The sequence below is a fragment of the Arsukibacterium indicum genome, from assembly GCF_019100565.1.
GTDB classification, from domain to species: Bacteria; Pseudomonadota; Gammaproteobacteria; order Enterobacterales; family Alteromonadaceae; genus Alishewanella; species Alishewanella indicum.
In genome coordinates this window covers 163,340-183,673 of record NZ_JAHRID010000002.1, presented here as the reverse complement: position 1 = coordinate 183,673, position 20,334 = coordinate 163,340, and the positions used below count along the sequence as shown (strand labels likewise).

Sequence of the window (20,334 nt, the reverse complement as noted above, 5' to 3'; positions counted from 1 at the left end):
ATTGGCTGGGGTCTGTCGCATATTCTTGCTGATACAACAAAAGGCGCAAAAAATTTGCGCCTTTCAGGGTAGAGCTTTACTAATGCAGAGGACTGCCTGGTTATTTGCAGCCAGCATTGGCTGGTTTTAGTTAAATTGCATCTCTGGTATTTCGCCGTCAACAACCAGCTTGCCAGCGGTTTTCTGCTGAATTTCCTCAACAGTAATGCCTGGAGCACGCTCCAGCAGGTGGAATGCACCGTTACGTACTTCCAGCACCGCTAAATCGGTAACGATTTTCTTGACACAACCGACGCCAGTCAATGGCAGGGTGCAGCTTTGCAGCAGTTTACTGTTGCCGTATTTGTCAGCGTGAGTCATGGTAACAACGATATTCATAGCACCGGCTACTAAGTCCATTGCGCCGCCCATGCCTTTGACCAGTTTGCCCGGGATCATCCAGCTGGCGATGTTGCCATTCTGATCCACTTCAAACGCGCCCAGCACCGTCAAATCGACATGGCCGCCACGGATCATGGCAAAGCTTTCTGCTGAGCTGAATATCGCTGCGCCTTTAATGGCTGTGACTGTTTCTTTACCGGCATTAATCATATCAGCGTCCAGCTCTGCCTCAGTCGGGTAGGGGCCCATACCAAGCAGGCCATTTTCCGATTGCAGCATGACCTCAATACCTGCCGGTACATAGTTGGCTACCAGAGTTGGGATACCAATACCGAGGTTAACGTAGTAACCGTCTTGCAGCTCCTGCGCTACGCGCATTGCTACCTGTTCACGAGATAAAGCCATGGTTGCCTCCTTAACCTTGCCGCACCATACGACGTTCGATGCGTTTTTCAAAGCTGCCTTTGATCACGCGCTGCACGTAAATACCCGGGGTATGAATTTGCGACGGTTCCAGCTCGCCCGGCTCGACAATCTCTTCCACTTCGGCCACGGTAATTTTACCAGCTGTGGCAGCCATCGGGTTGAAGTTCATCGAGGTGTGCCGAAACATCAGGTTGCCGTAACGGTCGGCTTTCCAGGCGCGCACTATGGCAAAGTCGCCGGTAATAGCGGGCTCAAGCACATAGTTGCGACCATTAATTTCGCGGGTTTCTTTGCCTTCGGCAACTGGCGTACCGTAGCCGGTGGCGGTAAAAAAGGCCGGTATGCCGGCACCGCCGGCGCGCATTTTTTCGGCCAGGGTACCTTGCGGGGTCAGTTCCACTTCCAGCTCGCCACTTAAAAGTTGTTTTTCAAACAGGGCGTTTTCACCAACATAAGATGCGACCATTTTCTTTATTTGGCGGTCTTCCAGCAAAATGCCCAGGCCAAAGCCGTCCACCCCACAGTTGTTCGATACTACAGTGAGATCTTTGGTTTTCATTTTTTTGATCTGGGCAATTAAGCCTTCCGGAATACCACATAAACCAAAGCCACCGGCAATCACGGTCATCCCGTCCTGCAGGCCGGCCATGGCGTCTTCGTAGCTATGTACGACTTTATTAAACCCTGCCATTTGTTGTCCTCTGTTCGTTGCTGAACGTTAACAAAACTCATGTGTTAAATCACCGGTAATCACTCCGTGCAACTTTGCCAGAACACGCCGTGAATACCTCCATGTAGGCTCCTGTTTTTCATCCATGAAAAACACGGTTCTGGCTAAAGTACACTGCGCGCTTACCTGCTCAGATGGAACAGGCGAGTGCGGAGGTGTTTTTTTCTGAGACCGTTGAAGCCCTGGACGGGCGGAAACGAGCCCCCATGGATGGGTTCACGGCGTGTCGCAGAAAAAATACACGTAGCAATTGCCGGGATGCTGCGAAATCACTATGTGCTAGTTTGCGTGCACTTAGCCTTAAGTGCCAATCCTACTTTAGAACTAGGCTGTTTCCCAAGCTTGCCGGTAATAAACCAACCAGCCTTTGCCAGTGCAGTTAAATCGATGCCATGTTCAATGCCCAGACCATTAAGTAAATACACCACATCTTCAGTAGCGACATTGCCTGAAGCACCGGCTGCATAAGGGCAGCCGCCTAAACCGGCCACGGCACTGTCGATAATGCTGATGCCCCGGTTCAGTGCCACGTAAATATTGGTCAGGGCCTGGCCATAGGTGTCATGAAAATGCACCGCCAGTTTGTCTGCCGGCACCACAGCCAGCACCGCATCAAGCATCGCGTTAACAGTGTTAGGTGTGCCAACACCAATGGTATCGCCCAGTGACACTTCATAGCAGCCCATTTCAATCAGCGATTTGGCGACCCGGGCCACTTCTGAAGGTGCCACTTTGCCCTGGTAAGGGCAGCCGACCACACAGGATACATAACCGCGCACCTTAATGCCGTCTGCTTGCGCTGCTGCCAGCACCGGTGCAAAGCGCTCCAGACTCTCGCTGATTGAGCAGTTAATGTTTTTCTGGCTGAAGGCTTCAGACGCTGCGCCAAAAATTGCCACTTCAGTAGCGCCTGCGGCTTTGGCCGCTTCGTAGCCTTTTAAATTTGGGGTCAGCGCCGCATAAGTCACGCCAGCTTTGCGGGTAATACCTGCAAATACCTCACCTGAGTCGGCCATTTGTGGCACCCACTTGGGTGAAACAAAGGCGCCACTTTCAATGTAACTGTGCCCAGCGGTGCTTAACATATCAATTAAAGCAATTTTATCGGTGGTACTGACGCTTTGCTCGTTCTGCAGACCATCGCGTGGGCCTACTTCAACAATGCGGACTCTTTTTTGCAAGCTCATGCTTCCTCCGGGCTAAAATCGACCAGTTCTGCGCCATCTTTAACCAGGTCACCTGCGGCATAAAATACTTCATTAACAACCCCGTTTTTTGGCGCTTTAATGCTGTATTCCATTTTCATCGCTTCCATAATCACCAAAGTTTCGCCGGCATTTACGCTAGCGCCGGCTTTGGTCATTATTGCCACAATAGTACCGTTCATCGGCGCGGTTAAGCTGCCGGCGTGCTCACTACCATCAAGCTCTGGCGTCACTTCAGTGCGGTAAATAAAGTCGTATCGGTGATGCTTGATAAACACACTGATGGTGTCCTGGTAGCGGCTAACCCGTACCTTAGTTTTATGATCGCCCAGAGTGGCGCTTAGCTCATCGCCGTTCAGCTCAGCTAAACAGCAAATTTGCTGGCCTTGCAGCTCAATAACATAGTGCTGTTGCTGTTCGCGAACGATTAACTGCTCCGCTTTGTCATTGTGCAGTAAATTCAGTAGCACCGCAGGCGTCTCGTTTAAACGCCAGCCATGGCTGTATTGCCAGGGGCTTTGGCTGGTACTGCTTGGTCTTGGCGTCTTTTGCTGCTCCATTATAAATAAAGCTGCCAGCACCAGCGCTTGATTGTTTTCGTTATTGGCTGGCGCAAACAGCTTGTCCTGATGGTGATTGATAAAGTTAGTATCAAGCTCGGCTGCTTTAAACGCCGGATGCTCGGTCAGGCTGGTTAGAAAACTTAAGTTGGTGGTGACGCCGGCAATCCGGTAATCGTCCAGCGCGCGCAGCATGCGGGCAATGGCGCGGTCGCGGCTTTCATCCCAGACAATCAGTTTGGCAATCATCGGGTCGTAATAGGGTGACACTTCATCATTTTCTACCACGCCAGTATCTACCCGCACATAGCGGCTGGCTTCCGGCTGGCGTAAATAGGTTAGCTTACCGGTTTGCGGCAGGAAGTCGTTATCAGGGTCTTCGGCGTACACCCTTACTTCAATGGCGTGGCCATCAATCTGCACTTCATCCTGATTCAGCGGCAGGGCTTCACCGGCGGCCACTAACAGCTGCCATTTGACTAAGTCCTGACCGGTGATCATTTCGGTTACCGGGTGCTCAACCTGAAGCCGGGTGTTCATTTCCATAAAGTAGAAGGAGCCGTCTTCGTCGAATAGAAACTCCACGGTGCCGGCGCCACGATAGTCAATGGCTTTGGCTGCTTTTACTGCGGCTTCACCCATTGCCTGACGCTGCTCAGCGCTGAAATTTGGCGCCGGCGCTTCTTCAATCACTTTCTGGTGACGGCGCTGAATAGAGCAATCGCGTTCGGCCAGATAAACCGCATTGCCATGGTTGTCACAAAACACTTGAATTTCGATGTGGCGCGGTTTGGTTAAATAGCGTTCGACCAGCATTTTGTCGTTGCCAAAACCGGCTTTGGCTTCACGCCGGGCACTGGCTAAAGCATCAGCAAATTCTTCTTTTTTCCAGACAACCCGCATACCTTTACCACCGCCACCATAAGCGGCTTTTAAAAGCTGTGGGTAGCCAATGCTGGCAGACTCTTTAGTCAGTACTTCGTCAGATTGATCATCGCCATGATAACCCGGCACTAAAGGTACCCCGGCATCGGCCATAATTTTTTTTGCGGCACTTTTCGAACCCATAGCGGTAATGGCACTGACTGGTGGGCCGATAAATACCACACCGGCATCAGAACAGGCTTTAGCGAAATCTTCGTTTTCCGATAAAAAGCCATAACCCGGGTGGATCGCCTCAGCACCGCTTTGTTTGGCAATGTCGATAATTTTGTCGCCGCGCAGGTACGAGTCTTTACTGGGCGCAGGACCAAGCAAATAGGCTTCGTCGGCCATCCGGACATGGCGGGCATTGGCATCGGCTTCTGAATATACCGCCACGCAACGAATGCCCAGCTTGTGTGCCGTGTCGATAACCCGACAGGCAATTTCGCCACGGTTGGCTACTAATATTTTACGAAACATAGTTAATTATCCTGTGGCTTAGGCGCTAACCAGTTAGGGCGGCGTTTTTCCAGAAACGCACTCAGGCCTTCCTGACCTTCATCTGATACCCGAATTTCAGCAATGGCCTGGGTTGTATGTGCTACCACATTGTTGCTGATTTTGCGGTTATAAATATTGTGAATAAGGGCCTTAGCCGCGCTGATAGCGGCCGGGCTGTTTTGCAGCAGATTGTCGATTAGACCATTGGCTTTGTCGGCCAGCTCGCTGACACTGGTTACTTCATGCAGTAAACCCAACTGTTTGGCTATGTCAGCATTAAAGCGCTCAGCCGTTAAAAAGTAGCGGCGGCTTTGCCGCTCGCCTAAGGCGCGCATAACGTAGGGACTGATCACAGCTGGGATAAGGCCAATTTTTACTTCGCTTAAGCAGAAACTGGCATTGTCGCTGGCAATGGCGATATCACAACAGGCCACTAAGCCAACAGCGCCACCAAAGGCTGCTCCTTGCACAATGGCAACTGTGGGTTTAGGGAATTTATCCAGCTTGTGCATTAACATGGCCAGCTCGTTAGCGTCGTCCAGATTTTGGCCGTAGTCTTTTTCAGCCATCGAGCGCATCCAGTTTAAATCGGCGCCGGCAGAGAAGTTTTTACCGTTAGCACTTAGCAGTAGTACTTTCACCTGATCGTTGCTGGCCAACTTTTCCAACTCCTGGATCAGCTCAGCAATCATCTGATCGTCAAAAGCGTTATGCACGTCTGGCCGGTTAAGCACCAGGTTGGCCACGCCGCGCTGGTCGATACTTACTTGGGTGTAAACCTGGTTCATCATTTCTCCGAAAGTTATGAGAATTACATCCTAAACACACCAAACTTAGTCTCTTCAATTGGCGCATTCAGTGCTGCCGCCAACGCCAGACCGACTGTCATCCGGGTTTGGGCCGGGTCAATAATACCGTCATCCCACAAGCGGCCACTGGCGTAGTAGGGGTGACCCTGCTTCTCATACTGCTCAATAATCGGTTTTTTCAGGGCCTTTTCGGCCTCTGCCGACAGCGTTTCGCCTTTACGGGCCAGGCCGTCTTTGGTGACCTGGGCCATCACGCCGGCCGCTTGCTCGCCACCCATTACCGAAATGCGGGCATTAGGCCACATCCACATCATGGTTGGGTCATAGGCGCGGCCACACATACCATAGTTGCCGGCACCGTAACTGCCGCCAATAAGCACAGTAAATTTAGGCACCTTTGCGCAGCTAACCGCCATCACCATCTTGGCACCATGTTTGGCAATTCCTTCGGCTTCATATTTTTTACCGACCATAAAGCCGGTAATGTTCTGCAGGAATAACAATGGAATTTTGCGCTGGGCACACAGCTCAATAAAATGGGCGCCTTTTTGGGCAGATTCTGAGAAAAGTATCCCATTATTGGCAACAATGCCGACCGGATAGCCGAAGATGCGTGCGAAACCGCAAACTAAAGTTGAACCATAGTATTGTTTAAACTCATCAAAATCTGAGCCATCCACAATCCGGGCAATCACTTCTTTGACATCAAAAGGCTTGCGTAAGTCGGTACCAACAATGCCATACAGCTCTTTAGCATCGTATAGCGGCTCTTGCGGTGCTTTCACATCCATTTGCACCGGCGCTGGCCGGTTCAACCGGCTTACCGCATTGCGGGCCAGTTGCAGTGCGTGCTCGTCATTTAGTGCATAGTGGTCGGCCACGCCGGAAATTTTACAATGCACATCAGCCCCGCCGAGCTCTTCAGCAGACACTTCCTCACCGGTAGCGGCTTTGACCAGCGGTGGGCCTGCCAGGAAAATAGTACCTTGTTCTTTAACGATAATGCTCTCATCGGCCATTGCCGGCACATAAGCACCACCGGCAGTACACAGGCCCATTACGACGGCAATTTGTGGAATGCCCTTAGCAGACATATTGGCCTGGTTAAAGAAAATCCGGCCAAAATGGAGTTTATCGGGAAATACATCATCTTGCCGCGGCAGGTTGGCACCGCCGGAGTCGACCAGATAAATGCAGGGCAGGTGACAACGCTCGGCGATTTCCTGCGCCCGCAGATGTTTTTTTACGGTAAGCGGATAATAAGTGCCGCCTTTAACGGTGGCGTCGTTGGCGACAATCATGCACTCAACGCCACTAACCCGGCCGATTCCGGCAACTACGCCAGCGCTTGGCACATAGTCTTCATAACATTCCCAGCCGGCAAACTGACCCACTTCTAAAAACGGTGAGCCGGGGTCCAACAATTTCTGAATGCGCTCACGCACGAACAACTTGCCGCGGGCCGTGTGGCGGGCAATTAATGCTTCGCCGCCGCCTAGTTTAATTTGCTGTACTTTGCTGTTCAGATCGTCGACCACGGCTTGCATGGCCTCAGCGTTTTTCTGAAACTCTTCAGTACGCGTATTAATTTTGCTAGCGATCTTGGTCATATCAGTTCGACTCAGTAAATAGCTCGCGGCCAATCAGCATCCGGCGGATTTCAGAGGTGCCGGCGCCAATTTCATAAAGCTTGGCGTCGCGCAGTAATCGACCTGTAGGGTATTCGTTAATGTAACCATTACCACCCAGTAACTGAATGGCGTCCAGGGCCATTTTGGTGGCCAGCTCTGCCGAGTACAGAATAACGGCTGCGGCGTCTTTACGGGTGGTTTCACCGCGGTCGCAAGCTTTGGCTACTGTGTAAACATAAGATTTGGCGGCATTCATCTGGGTATACATATCGGCCAGTTTGCCCTGTACCAGCTGGAATTCACCAATGGCCTGGCCAAACTGCCTACGGTCATGAATATAAGGCACCACCACGTCCATACAAGCCTGCATAATCCCCAGTGGGCCGGCTGCCAGTACCACGCGCTCGTAATCCAGGCCACTCATCAGTACCTTGACGCCACCGCCTTCCTGGCCGAGAATATTTTCAGCTGGTACTTCACAGTCCTCAAATACCAGTTCGCAGGTATTTGAGCCGCGCATGCCTAACTTATCCAGTTTCTGGGCAGTGCTAAAACCCTTGGTGCCGCGCTCAACAATAAAGGCGGTAATGCCTTTGCTGCCGGCATTGATATCGGTTTTGGCGTAAATCACATAGGTATGGGCATCCGGGCCGTTGGTGATCCACATTTTATTGCCATTTAAAATGTATACATCGCCTTTTTTCTCGGCGCGCAGTTTCATACTGACCACGTCAGAACCGGCATTAGGCTCACTCATTGCCAGCGCACCAATATGCTCACCAGTGCACAGCTTAGGCAGGTACTTCATTTTCTGTGCTTCAGTGCCGTTACGGAAAATCTGGTTCACACACAGATTGGAGTGGGCGCCGTAAGATAAGCCGACAGAGGCTGAAGCACGGCTGATTTCCTCCAGGGCCACGACATGCTCCAGGTAACCCAGGCCCGAACCACCGTATTTCTCATCAACGGTAATGCCAAGCAGGCCTAAATCACCAAATTTACGCCATAACTCGTTCGGGAATTCGTTAACCTGGTCAATGTGTTCAGCCCGTGGGGCTATTTCTTCACGGGCGAAGGCGTTAACCTGTTCGCGGATCATATCGACGGTTTCGCCTAAATCGAAGTTAAGGCCTTTGTAACTGCTAATCATGGTAAATCCCCGTTTGCTAAATGCTGAAACCGCCTAGGCGGTTTTGGATTGTTTGGCGTCGGCTAAGGTATCGCGGCAGCGTTTTTCAACGGTTACCAGCTCCATTAGCACTACTTTAATGTCGTCAAGCTGCTGATGCAGTTCACTTTTTTTCTGCTCAATTAATTTCAGCATGGTATTTAATTGAGTTACGCTGCTCTTATCGGCGTCGTATAGTTCAAACAGCTGCCCGGTTTCAGCCAGACTAAAGCCCAACCGCTTGCCGCGTAGAATAAGTTTTAAACGTACCCGGTCACGTTTGCTATAAATGCGGGTCTGGCCATTACGCAGGGGCGTAAGCAGCCGCTGATCTTCGTAAAACCGAATACTGCGGGTAGTAATGTCGAACTCTTTCGCCAGCTCGCTGATACTATAGGTTTTTTCTTCTTTTTGTGTCATAACCGCCTTCCCGAAAAACGCCATCAACTATAAGTGAAGTTTACGTAAAGGTAAAGCTGATGGCAGGCGCTGCAAATCAACAAAAAGTCGATTTGGCTGGCTTTGTAAAGCAAAAATGCCAGATTTTGCTGGTCCGACTGTACAGTTTACTGCACCATTTCCCGAACTATAAACAGCCAACACTACCATAGTGTTAGATAGTTGACGTTGGCGTAAACGTAAATTTGGTGTAGGCTCTTGGGCATCTTTTCAGGCCAACCTTGATAGGAGAGTAAAATGGCTTCTGACAATACCGGACAAAATATTGTAATTGTTGCAGCGAAGCGCACCGCGATGGGTGGCTTTATGGGTGGCTTAACAGACGTTGATGCGACAGTACTGGGTGCTACCGCCATTAAAGCGGCTTTAGAGCAGGCAGGAGTAAGCGGCGATAAAGTCAGTGAAGTGATCATGGGTAATGTGCTGCCTGCCGGCTTAGGCCAGGCTCCGGCGCGCCAGGCGATGTTGAAAGCAGGTTTACCGCTGGGTGCCGGCGCTACCACTATTAACAAAGTGTGTGGCTCAGGTCTGAAGGCCGTAATGCTGGCCAGTGATTTACTAAAAGCTGGCAGTGCTGACGTAGTTGTCGCTGGTGGTATGGAGTCAATGTCAAACGCACCATATTTGTTAGCCAAAGCGCGCAGTGGCTACCGGATGGGCCATGGCGAAATTAAAGATCATATGATGCTGGATGGTCTGGAAAATGCCTACGACGGTAAGGCCATGGGCTGTTTTGCCCAGGGTACAGCAGACGAAAAGGGCATAACCCGCGAGCAGATGGACGCCTTCGCCGTGCAATCGACCACCCGCGCGCAGCAGGCTATCGCCAACGGCGCTTTTGACGCAGAAATTACTCCAGTAACCTACCAGAGCCGCAAAGGTGAAGTAACCTTTAAAGTGGACGAGCAGCCAGGCAATGCCAAACTGGATAAAATCCCTGGTTTACGGCCGGCTTTTGCCAAAGACGGCACTATTACTGCCGCAAACTCCAGTTCTATTTCTGATGGCGCGGCGGCACTGGTATTAATGCGTGAAGCGGATGCCAAAGCACAGGGCGCTACCATTCTTGCCCGCGTTGTGGCGCATAGTACTAACTCAATGGAGCCTGCGCTGTTTACCGTAGCCCCGGTGGGCGCGATGCAAAAAGTATTGCAAAAAGCCGGCTGGGATAAAGAGCAGGTCGATTTATGGGAAATTAACGAAGCCTTTGCCATGGTAACCATGCTGGCAATTAACGAGCTGGGTCTGGATGCAGCCAAAGTTAACGTTAACGGCGGTGCCTGTGCGTTGGGTCACCCGATAGGTGCTTCAGGCGCCCGGATTCTTGTAACCCTTATTCATGCGCTGCGTAACCGTGGCCTGAGCAAAGGCGTGGCCTCGCTGTGTATTGGTGGCGGTGAAGCCGTGGCCTTAGCCGTTGAAGTTCTGTAAATCAGAGCAGTATAAGAAATAACAGGAGTGAGGTTGGGAACCCGATAGCGCAGCCACAGAGTGTCTGAAGATTTGTGCAACAAATCAGAGTTGCTGTGGCGAGCACAGCGGGTATCGCAACCGATCTCTTTGCACCGAAATACCGCCGTTCAGCACAACCTCTTATTAGACATATAACAGGCTGAAGGCACACCTAACAACCGGGAGAAGCAATATGACACAACAGGTTAAGCATTTTATCGACGGCGAGTTCGTCACCTCAAACAGTGACAAACTGATCCCCGTCACCAACCCGGCTACCCAGGAAGTGATAGCCCAGGTGCCTTGCGCAACCGCAGAAGAAATGACCCGGGCCGTTGAATCGGCCAAAGCCGCTTTTTTAACCTGGAAAGAAGTACCGGTATCCGAGCGGGCACGACTGATGATGCGTTTTGCTCATCTGTTAAAAGAACATCAGGCCGATATCGCTGACATTATCTGTCAGGAGCTGGGTAAAACCGTTGAAGACGCTAAGGGCGATGTCTGGCGTGGTATTGAAGTGGTAGAGCAGGCGGCCAATATACCCTCATTAATGATGGGCGAAACAGTAGAGAACGTGGCGCGCAGCATCGACACTTACAGCTACATTCAGCCACTGGGCGTTTGTGCCGGTATTACCCCGTTTAACTTCCCGGCGATGATCCCGCTGTGGATGTTCCCGATGGCGATTGCCTGCGGTAATACCTTTATTTTAAAACCGTCTGAGCAAGACCCGATGACTGTCAACAAGATTGCCGAGCTGTTTGTACAAGCCGGTGCGCCTAAAGGCGTGTTGCAGGTCGTACATGGCGCCAAAGAGCAGGTCGATGCCATTTTGCACCACCCGGATATTAAAGCCATTTCGTTTGTCGGTTCAGTCAATGTTGGCCAGTATATTTATAAAACCGGCACTGATAACTTAAAACGGGTTCAGGCGTTTGCTGGCGCGAAAAACCATATGGTCATTATGCCTGACGCCAATAAGCAGCAAGTGGTTAATGCCTTAGTGGGGGCATCTGTCGGTGCTGCTGGTCAGCGTTGTATGGCAATTTCAGTTGCAGTATTTGTCGGTGCCGCTGCAGAGTGGATCCCGGAGGTGGCCGCTGCCATTGGCAAAGTACGGCCAGGTGTCTATACCGATCCTAATGCCGCTTACGGCCCGCAGATCAGCCCGCAGGCCCGTGCCCGGGTATTGTCGTTAATTGAACAGGGTAAAAAAGAAGGCGCTACCTGTGTGCTGGATGGCTCAGACTGCAAAGTAGAAGGCTATCCGGACGGTAACTGGGTAGGCCCGACTGTGTTCAGTAATGTCACCACCGACATGGAAATTTATAAGCAGGAAATTTTTGGCCCGGTGCTTACCACCATGCAGGTTCCGACGTTGCAGGACGCGTTAAAAATAGTTAATGACAGCCCATATGGTAATGGCACCTCTATCTTTACTGCCAGCGGCGCGGCTGCCCGCAAATATCAGCATGAAGTTGAGGTTGGTCAGGTAGGGATTAACATCCCAATTCCGGTGCCACTGCCATTCTTCTCGTTCACTGGCTGGAAAGGCTCGTTCTACGGTGATCAGCATGCTTATGGTAAGCAGGCGGTGCGTTTCTACACCGAGACCAAAACCATTACTGCCCGCTGGTTTGACGACGATATTCCGGTATCTGGCCCGAATATGTCGATTAACCTGCGTTAAAGTATCCAGGCGGGTGGCAGACTTTACTAAGCCGACCGTTGGAGGCCAGGGATGGCCGGAAACGAGCCCCAGGGAAGGTTTATAGCGTGTCGGCGTGTAAAGTGTGCTGCCAAGCCCCAGATGGTTTGAACAAAATTATAAGGTGCACCGACACCACAACCTGAAAAGGTATATAAATGAATTTCAATTTAACAGAAGACCAACAAGCCTTTGTTGATGTGGCCAAACAGTTTGCTGAACAAGAGCTGGCGCCACATGCTGCACAGTGGGACCGGGATCATCACTTTCCGAAAGATGTTATTCAAAAAGCCGGCGAGCTGGGTTTTTGCTCGCTGTATACCGCTGAAGAAGACGGTGGCATGGGCTTATCACGGTTAGACTCGTCGATTATTTTCGAGCAACTGGCGATGGGCTGTACTGCCACCACTGCCATGCTAACCATTCACAATATGGCCACCTGGATGATTGCAACCTGGGGTACCAGCGATGCTAAAGCCGAGTGGGTAGAGCATTTAGTCACCGGCCAGAAACTGGCGTCTTACTGCTTAACCGAGCCAGGTTCAGGCTCTGATGCGGCGGGTTTACGTACCTCTGCCAAAAAAGATGGCAGTGATTATGTGCTAAACGGCTCGAAGATGTTTATCTCTGGTGCTGGTGAGACTGAAGTATTGGTCGTCATGGCCCGTACCGGCGAAGCTGGCCCGAAAGGCATTTCTGCTTTTATTGTTCCGGCCGATGCCAAAGGGGTAATTTACGGTAAAGCAGAAGAGAAAATGGGCTGGAATGCCCAGCCAACCCGCTTAATTACGTTTGAAGATGTGCGTATTCCGGCTCATTACCTACTGGGTAATGAAGGCGAAGGCTTTGGTTTTGCCATGAAGGGCCTGGATGGCGGCCGGATTAATATCGCCACCTGTTCTATTGGTACCGCCCAGCAGGCACTTAATACGGCCCGCAATTATATGCTGGAACGCCAGCAGTTTGGTAAGCCACTGGCGGCGTTTCAGGCGCTGCAGTTTAAACTGGCTGATATGGCTACCGAGTTAGTGGCTGCCCGGCAGTTAGTGCGCTTAGCGGCGTTTAAACTGGACCAAAAAGACAGCGAAGCCACGGCTTACTGTGCCATGGCCAAACGCTTTGCGACTGACGTGGGCTTTCAGGTGTGCGATCAGGCCCTGCAGCTACACGGTGGCTATGGTTACATTAAAGAGTATCCGCTGGAGCGGCATTTCCGTGATGTGCGGGTGCATCAGATCCTGGAAGGCACCAATGAAATTATGCGGCTGATTATTGGCCGGCGGTTACTGGATGAAGCTGCAGGCGACATACTGTAACATTTTTTCGTAAAGATGAACTTAATCATCAGGAGGAACCGCCTTGTCCACAGCGACACGCCGTAAACCATCCATGGGGCTCGATTTGTAACTGCCGTCTATGGTAGTTACCCTTCGGGCCAGCAGAGCTGTCCAAATTCGTTCCTGAAGAATTTGTCGGCACCATGGCCTCCAACGGTCGCTTTAGAACAAGGCTAATCCTCCTTCTTACCTGAGTACGTTCGGGTAACAAAAAGGAGACATTAATGGCTCAATTAAAACTGGAAAAGCGCGGTCATACGGCGCTTATCACTATGGCAAACCCGCCAGCCAATACCTGGACCCACGCCAGCTTAACCGAGCTGCGCGATACGGTTAAAAGCCTTAACAACGATAAAAACATTTATGCGTTAGTCATCACCGGCGAGGGTGATAAATTTTTCTCAGCTGGCGCTGATTTAAAAGTGTTTGCCGATGGCGACAAAGCCGTCGCCAGTGATATGGCGCGCATTTTTGGCGAAGCTTTTGAAACCTTAAGCGCCTTTCGTGGTGTGTCAATTGCGGCGATTAACGGTTATGCCATGGGCGGAGGGCTGGAAGTTGCATTGGCCTGTGATATCCGGATTGCTGAACAACAAGCACAAATGGCGTTACCTGAAGCGAAAGTAGGTTTACTGCCTTGCGCCGGTGGCACTCAGAATCTGGCATGGCTGGTTGGTGAAGGCTGGGCAAAACGGATGATTTTATGCGGCGAGCGGCTTAATGCTGAAAAAGCGCTGCAAATTGGTTTGATAGAGGAAGTAGTTCCCTCAGGAACGGTGCTAGATGCAGCACTGGCGCTGGCCGACAAAGTGGCTGGCCAAAGCCCGGTGGCAGTGACGGCCTGTAAGAAGCTTATTCAGCGGGGCCGTACTGGCAATATTAATGCAGCCTTGCCGTTAGAACGTGAGTTGTTTGTCGGTTTATTTGATACTAAAGATCAGGTTGAAGGCGTGCAGGCCTTTTTAGAGAAACGCCAGGCTAACTGGGTAAACGGGTGACAATTATGAGCACAGACGTAGTGTTATATCAGGAACTTACGGCTGACAATGGCAAAAAAATTGCGGTTGCTACCTTAAACTCAGAAAAGTCGTTAAATGCACTAAGTTTGCCGATGGTCGAGTCGTTACTGCCGCAAATGCAGTCCTGGAAGGATGACCCAAGCATAGCCATGGTATTGCTGCAGGGCGCCGGTGATAAAGCCTTTTGCGCGGGTGGCGATATCCGTGATTTATATCAGGCGATGAAAGAAAGCCCGGATTATTATCATCCTTATGTAGAAGAGTTCTTTACCAAAGAATATACCCTGGATTATCTGATCCATACTTTTGATAAACCGGTGCTGGTCTGGGGGAATGGTATCGTAATGGGCGGCGGCTTAGGGCTGATGGCCGGCGCGTCGCACCGGGTAGTTACCGGCAGCAGCCGGATTGCTATGCCGGAAATGGCAATTGGTTTGTATCCTGATGTTGGCGCCAGCTGGTTTTTAAACAGGATGCCGCCGGGTTGTGGCATTTTCTTAGGGTTAACCGGCGCCTCTATTAATGCGGCTGATGCCAAATTTATTCATTTAGCTGATCATTTTATTTTGCATGAGGATAAAGCGGCGCTGGTTGATAAGCTGTTAACGGTGAAGTGGGGCGAAACGATCGCCCTTAATCATCAGAAATTATCAGATGTGTTGCGCAGTGCAGAAGAGCAATGTCGCACCAAAATGCCGTTAAGTCAGATCCGGCCACATCAGAATGCTATCACTGCCCTTGAAGACATTAACAGCCTGCCAGAGGTTATCAAGGCGATCAATGCGATAGAAGGTGATGATAAATGGCTGGTTAAAGCCAAGCAATCGCTGGCCTATGGCAGCCCGATTACTGCTCATATTGTATTTAAACTGCTGCAACTTGGTCAGAGCAAAATACTGGCCGACAGTTTCCGGCTGGAGCTTGGCATCAGTGTGCAGTGTGGTCAGCTCGGCGAGTTCCAGGAAGGCGTACGTGCCTTGCTGATTGATAAAGACTTAAAACCAGACTGGAAATATAAGCAGGTTGATGAAGTACCTGCAGATGTTATTGAGCTGCTGTTCAGCTCACCATGGCCGGACAATGAGCACCCGCTAAAAGATCTGGGCTTGTTAGATAGTTAATTTACCCGAACAACTGCAAGGAATTTATTATGGCTAAAGTTGCGTTTATCGGTTTAGGAAACATGGGTGGCCCAATGGCCATCAATCTGGTTAAAGCTGGTCACGTTGTTGTCGCTTTTGATTTATCAGCTGCTGCTCTGGCACAAGTTGAGGCCGAAGGGGCGAAGGTGGCGAGCTCGGCTAAAGAAGCGGTAGCTGGCGTTGACTATGTTATTTCTATGCTACCTGCCGGTAAGCATGTTATCGGCCTGTATTTGGGCGAGCAGGGCATTGCCAGCTCGATCAGCAAACAGGCACTGGTTATCGATTGCTCTACTATTGACGCTGAAAGCGCCCGTAAAGTAGGCACGGGCTTAGCTGAGCAGGGAATTGCCTTTATCGATGCGCCGGTATCCGGCGGGGTAGGCGGCGCCAAAGCCGGCACCTTAACTTTTATTGTTGGTGGTGCGGCACAGGATTTTGAAAACGCCAAAACTGTGTTGAGCAATATGGGTAAAAACCTGTTTCATGCCGGGGTGATTGGCGCGGGTCAGGTGGCAAAAATTTGCAACAATATGCTGCTGAGTATTTTAATGGCCGGTACCTCTGAAGCACTGCAGATGGGTATCAATAATGGCCTAGACCCCAAAATATTGTCAGAAATTATGTTGAAAAGCTCAGGCCGTAACTGGACACTTGAGCTATACAATCCTTGCCCGGGTGTGATGGACAATGTGCCGTCATCCAATGATTATCAGGGCGGCTTTATGGTTGATTTAATGGCCAAAGACTTGGGTCTGGCGCTGGAATCAGCCAATCATAGCGGCAGTAACACCCCATTAGGTGAATTGGCGCATAGTTTATATGTGAAGCATCAGCAGGCCGGCAACGGCAAACTGGATTTCTCCAGTATTTTTAAGATGTTGGAGAAGAAATAAATGAAGCTGCAAAACAAAACTATCGTAATTACCGGCGGAGCCCAAGGCTTAGGCCTGGAAATGGCCCGTATGTGTGCCAGTGAAGGCGCCAAACTGGCGTTAATCGATATGAATGCCGAGCAGCTAGCTGCCGCAAAAGCTGAGCTTTCAGCCACAACGACAGTGCATACTTATAGTGCCAACGTTGCTGACGAAGCCCAGGTTGAAGAGACTTTTAGCCAAATTGACAGCGATTTTGACGGCATCGACGGCCTGATTAACAACGCCGGCATTTTGCGTGACGGCCTGCTGCTGAAATACAAAGACGGCGAGCTGGTCAGCAAAATGTCGCTGGCGCAGTTTCAGTCTGTTATCGACGTTAACTTAACCGGCGTGTTCCTGTGTGGCCGCGAAGCAGCAGCAGTAATGGTTAAGCGCGGCACTAAAGGCGTCATTATCAATATGTCCAGTGTCGCCCGTGGCGGCAATATGGGCCAGACTAACTATGCTGCCTCAAAAGCCGGTGTTGTAGCAATGACTGTAACCTGGGCTCGTGAGCTGGGCCGTTTCGGTATCCGGGTCGGTGCTATTGCGCCGGGGGTTATCCGCACGGCCATGACCGACGCCATGAAACCAGAAGCGCGTGATCGTTTAGAGAAAATGAAACCAGTGGGCCGACTTGGGGAGGCCAGCGAAATAGCCCATACCGCAAAGTACATTTTCGAAAACGACTTTTTCACCGGAAGGGTAGTGGAAATCGACGGCGGCATCAGCATGTAAGCTGGTTAATATGGAAATAAAAAAGACGCTGCGGCGTCTTTTTCTTTTTATGTAATAACCCTAACCAACGATTTTTATATAATAATCGGTAGAGCAAGTAAAAGCACACTCTAGCGAAAGGTTTTTAATAATAATTAAAAAATACCGTAATCATATTTAAAATGCATTTATTGATAATAAAGGCACTTTTTATGTCGCAAATTTCAGTAACTCCTCTCGTTAACGGACAATTACCTCGTGCTCTATAGTTTGGGACGAGAGTAAAAATATAGTAAACATTAAATAAATTGAGAGTTGACAGTGCCAATTTTGGATACTAACCTGATTAAGAATAAAACACATGCCTTAAAAGGAATAAAAATGAAAAAAATCAATGTGCTTTTAGCAACGGTAAGCCTGTTTGCAATAACATCCTCATTGCCTCTTTACGCTCAGACCGATAACCCTGAGCAAGACATGCAGGCATGTAATGAACAAAATTGTGATGATGAAATAAGAAAATTGCATTCAATTGCCAGGCATGGAAGTTTTGACGCAATGACGCTGTTAAGTATGGTGTATGCAACCGGGGATGGCCGCGAAGCTGATCCTGAAAAAGCATTAAGCTTTTTACAGCGTGCGGTAAATCATGATCACCCTATGGCAGTATTTTTGTTTTCTGAGTGGCATCGGCAGGGCATAGTTGTGGCGCAGGACCTGCAACAAGCTGACAAGTTTTTAACCGAGGCTGTTAAACTGGAATACCCACCTGCTCAATATAAAAAGGCGCTGCAGTTACTACAACAACCCGATGAAAACAACATTGCAGAAGGCTTGTCGCTGCTGGAAAAAGCCAGTGAAAAACGACTATTTGATGCGATGTTCCTGCTGGCCAGATTAAAGCAGCAAGGGGCTTTTACTGCTGTTGATTTGGAAGGCGCTGCTCAACTTTTCAAAAATCTGGTGTTGTCCGGCCATCAGGAGTCCAGGCCTTATCTGAAAGAGACGATTGCGATGCTGGAATCAAAACCTGCAGCGGCCGAATTGGTGGCGGATTTGCAACAATCCTATGATATGGAAGTAATTAAGGTTGTTGGCCGCGATTTCAAACCAGCGAATATGCTGACAAATGTGGTAACGCAATTACGTAACCGCGGCAGCTATACTACTGGTATCATGAAAAAAAACTATAACAATGCCTGCTATTCAAGTCCGAGCAACGCTTGTATGACAGTGATTACACAAAGAGTTGATAAAGACCTGGTGCAAATGCTTACCGGGCGGCCATAACGCCCTTTTCAACAGAAACGCCAGCACTGTGTGCTGGCGTTTTCTCAAGGGTAAATAAATCTGCATTTACAGGAGTTAAAATGATTAAAATCATCCCACTATTGTTAATGGCAGGCCTTATTTCGATATTGCCACAGTCTGAAGTGCATGCACAATCAAACGCCCCAGATAACGATAGTATGACTTGCGGCAATGATAAGTGTAACGATGAAATAAGAACCCTGCATCGCATGGCGCGTTTTGGTAGTTTTGAAGCCATGACCTTACTAAGTATGGTATATGCGAAGGGCGATGGTCGTGAAGCAGACCCTCAAAGGGCACTAAGTTATTTGGAACGGGCTGTCAGTTATCGCCATCCTATGGCGGTTTATTTGCTATCCGATTGGTATCAGGTAGGTTTTGTTGTGGCTCAGGACACGCAACGCGCTGAGGCCTTACTGGATGATGCTGTTAAGTTGAACCATGCACCAGCGCAATACAAAAAAGCATTGCAGTTGCTGCAGCAACCAGATAATGCCAGCCGCTCAGAAGGGTTTTTGTTGCTTGAAAAAGCCAGCAAGCAGCGTCTGGTTGATGCGATGTTCCTGCTGGCCAGGCTAAAACATCAGGGCACCTTTACTGAAGCAGATTTGGAAAGCGCTGCTGAACTTTATAAAAAGCTGGTGCTGTCGGGACATGAAGAATCAAGGCCTTTTTTACGGCAGGCAATTCATACGTTAGCAGCAAAACCCGAGGCTGCAGAGTTGGTGGCTGATTTGCAAGAATCTTATGATATAGAAATTATTCAGGTAATTGGCCAGGAGTTTAAAGGTGATGCCGTACTTTACAATGTTGTTTCCCAATTACGACATAAAGGTCTTTATAGCTGGGGCGGCATGAGCAAAAATATGACTGAAAGTTGTGATGGTAGTAATGGTTGCTTTATTGTTACGCCGAAATCAGGTGACTCTGATTTAAATCAGGCACTTTCTGGTCGCCGGTAAAATAGTCAATGACGTGTGTTAAAGCCAGCATCACCCGCTGGCTTTTTTAATGGAAATACTTGTTGCAGAAAAATACTGTGATAGCCTAACTTCTGAAAACGACATATAAAACAGGGAACTGTGCATGAAAACCAGCATACTGCTTGCTACGCTAATATTAACACCAGCATTACTTACCCCCACTTTTGCCATCGCTGATGATAAAGCCGAACTTACCGCACTGCTCGGCGAGTTTTTAGACGGCGCTACCCGCAACGACCCGGCTATTCATAATAAATACTGGGCCGACGAACTAATTTACACCAGCTCAAGCGGCACCCGTTTTGGTAAGGCTGAATTGATGCAATCAGTAACCAGCCGCGGTGAGCTTAAACCCGATGAAATAGGCATGCGCTACAGCAGCGAAGATGTGCAAATTCTGCAATACGGCGATACGGCCGTAGTCGCCTTTACCCTGGTCGGCACCTCAGATGCCGAAACCCTGCGCTTTTTAAATAGCGGTACATTTATCCGTAAAAATGGCCAGTGGCAGGCAGTGAACTGGCAAGCGACTAAAAAAACGGAGTAAGCATTTTCAATACTATTTGATAGTGTAGGCATCCCCTAAACCAGGTGCATTCCCGATTAGAGCTCCCCAGCGTACACTGCGTTCTCTCCCATAAAAGTTGGGGAGCACTAAAACACCACTTTTTTAATCTTAGCTACTGCCACACATAACTGGTAATGAGACCACTTAACACCATCCAGGTTATGGAAATAAAAAACCAAGCAGCCAAGATACGGTCTTTTCTGCTGATATGTTTTTTTACTTCAACCGGGTCGAGCAGCGGATCGCGTGAGTTATTAAATCCGCAAATTGGCAGGAATATCGCCCAGGCGTACCACATTACCCGCCAGCCCGGGCCATCCCACTTACTAATTGTATCTTTCTGAGCCGCCCTCATTTTGCGCTCTATTGGCCGCATGCTAAACATT

The 20,334-nt window shown here is 49.7% G+C and carries 19 protein-coding genes; 10 read left to right on the top strand and 9 right to left on the bottom strand.

Annotated features, from left to right (window positions below):
• Positions 1-126 precede the first annotated feature (126 nt).
• From KQY15_RS05405 to KQY15_RS05370, 8 genes are all read right to left on the bottom strand, one after another.
• Positions 127-786: a CoA transferase subunit B gene (locus KQY15_RS05405; RefSeq protein ID WP_217667991.1), complete on the bottom strand. Its 660-nt coding sequence runs from the start codon at positions 784-786 to the stop codon at positions 127-129.
• 10 nt (positions 787-796) lie between these two features.
• Complete coding sequence (locus tag KQY15_RS05400; RefSeq protein WP_217667989.1) at positions 797-1,498, bottom strand: CoA transferase subunit A; 702 nt, start codon at positions 1,496-1,498, stop codon at positions 797-799.
• Between the two features lie 311 nt (positions 1,499-1,809).
• On the bottom strand, positions 1,810-2,724 hold the full coding sequence (locus tag KQY15_RS05395) for a hydroxymethylglutaryl-CoA lyase (RefSeq protein WP_217667987.1): 915 nt from the start codon (positions 2,722-2,724) through the stop codon (positions 1,810-1,812).
• Positions 2,721-4,706, bottom strand: a complete 1,986-nt coding sequence (locus KQY15_RS05390) for an acetyl/propionyl/methylcrotonyl-CoA carboxylase subunit alpha (RefSeq protein WP_217667985.1) — start codon at positions 4,704-4,706, stop codon at positions 2,721-2,723. The genes KQY15_RS05395 and KQY15_RS05390 overlap by 4 nt, the downstream gene beginning before the upstream one ends.
• 2 nt (positions 4,707-4,708) lie before the next feature.
• Positions 4,709-5,515, bottom strand: coding sequence for an enoyl-CoA hydratase-related protein (locus KQY15_RS05385; protein WP_217667983.1), 807 nt, complete (start codon positions 5,513-5,515; stop codon positions 4,709-4,711).
• Between the two features lie 23 nt (positions 5,516-5,538).
• The gene (locus KQY15_RS05380; RefSeq protein ID WP_217667981.1) at positions 5,539-7,146 is read right to left on the bottom strand and encodes a carboxyl transferase domain-containing protein; all 1,608 of its coding nucleotides are present in this window, start codon (positions 7,144-7,146) and stop codon (positions 5,539-5,541) included.
• Position 7,147: 1 nt separating this feature from the next.
• Positions 7,148-8,317, bottom strand: a complete 1,170-nt coding sequence (locus KQY15_RS05375) for an isovaleryl-CoA dehydrogenase (protein ID WP_217667979.1) — start codon at positions 8,315-8,317, stop codon at positions 7,148-7,150.
• Positions 8,318-8,350: 33 nt separating this feature from the next.
• Positions 8,351-8,755: a MerR family transcriptional regulator gene (locus KQY15_RS05370; protein WP_217667977.1), complete on the bottom strand. Its 405-nt coding sequence runs from the start codon at positions 8,753-8,755 to the stop codon at positions 8,351-8,353.
• Between the two features lie 276 nt (positions 8,756-9,031).
• Here KQY15_RS05370 and KQY15_RS05365 point away from each other — a divergent pair, with 276 nt between their 5' ends.
• From KQY15_RS05365 to KQY15_RS05320, 10 genes are all read left to right on the top strand, one after another.
• Positions 9,032-10,225 carry a thiolase family protein gene (locus tag KQY15_RS05365; protein ID WP_217667975.1) on the top strand — a complete coding sequence of 398 codons (1,194 nt, stop codon included), beginning with the start codon at positions 9,032-9,034 and terminating at the stop codon, positions 10,223-10,225.
• Between the two features lie 214 nt (positions 10,226-10,439).
• Positions 10,440-11,936, top strand: a complete 1,497-nt coding sequence (locus KQY15_RS05360; protein WP_217667974.1) for a CoA-acylating methylmalonate-semialdehyde dehydrogenase — start codon at positions 10,440-10,442, stop codon at positions 11,934-11,936.
• A 176-nt stretch (positions 11,937-12,112) separates the two neighbouring features.
• Entirely contained in the window at positions 12,113-13,270 is a 1,158-nt protein-coding gene (locus KQY15_RS05355; protein ID WP_217667972.1) for an acyl-CoA dehydrogenase family protein, read from the top strand.
• A gap of 245 nt (positions 13,271-13,515) precedes the next feature.
• Positions 13,516-14,289, top strand: coding sequence for an enoyl-CoA hydratase (locus tag KQY15_RS05350; protein WP_217667970.1), 774 nt, complete (start codon positions 13,516-13,518; stop codon positions 14,287-14,289).
• A 5-nt stretch (positions 14,290-14,294) separates the two neighbouring features.
• Positions 14,295-15,431, top strand: a complete 1,137-nt coding sequence (locus KQY15_RS05345) for an enoyl-CoA hydratase/isomerase family protein (RefSeq protein WP_217667968.1) — start codon at positions 14,295-14,297, stop codon at positions 15,429-15,431.
• A 29-nt stretch (positions 15,432-15,460) separates the two neighbouring features.
• Positions 15,461-16,348: a 3-hydroxyisobutyrate dehydrogenase gene (gene mmsB / locus KQY15_RS05340; protein ID WP_217667966.1), complete on the top strand. Its 888-nt coding sequence runs from the start codon at positions 15,461-15,463 to the stop codon at positions 16,346-16,348.
• Positions 16,349-17,107, top strand: coding sequence for an SDR family oxidoreductase (locus tag KQY15_RS05335; protein WP_217667964.1), 759 nt, complete (start codon positions 16,349-16,351; stop codon positions 17,105-17,107).
• Between the two features lie 360 nt (positions 17,108-17,467).
• On the top strand, positions 17,468-18,376 hold the full coding sequence (locus tag KQY15_RS05330) for a tetratricopeptide repeat protein (RefSeq protein ID WP_217667962.1): 909 nt from the start codon (positions 17,468-17,470) through the stop codon (positions 18,374-18,376).
• Between the two features lie 80 nt (positions 18,377-18,456).
• Positions 18,457-19,359, top strand: a complete 903-nt coding sequence (locus tag KQY15_RS05325; protein WP_217667960.1) for a tetratricopeptide repeat protein — start codon at positions 18,457-18,459, stop codon at positions 19,357-19,359.
• Positions 19,360-19,483: 124 nt separating this feature from the next.
• A complete protein-coding gene (locus tag KQY15_RS05320; RefSeq protein ID WP_217667958.1) occupies positions 19,484-19,927 on the top strand; it encodes a nuclear transport factor 2 family protein in 444 nt (147 codons plus the stop codon).
• A gap of 133 nt (positions 19,928-20,060) precedes the next feature.
• On the opposite strand, the gene KQY15_RS05315 is transcribed toward KQY15_RS05320, so the two are convergent.
• Positions 20,061-20,333, bottom strand: coding sequence for a hypothetical protein (locus KQY15_RS05315; RefSeq protein WP_217667956.1), 273 nt, complete (start codon positions 20,331-20,333; stop codon positions 20,061-20,063).
• Between the last annotated feature and the right edge of the window lies 1 nt (position 20,334).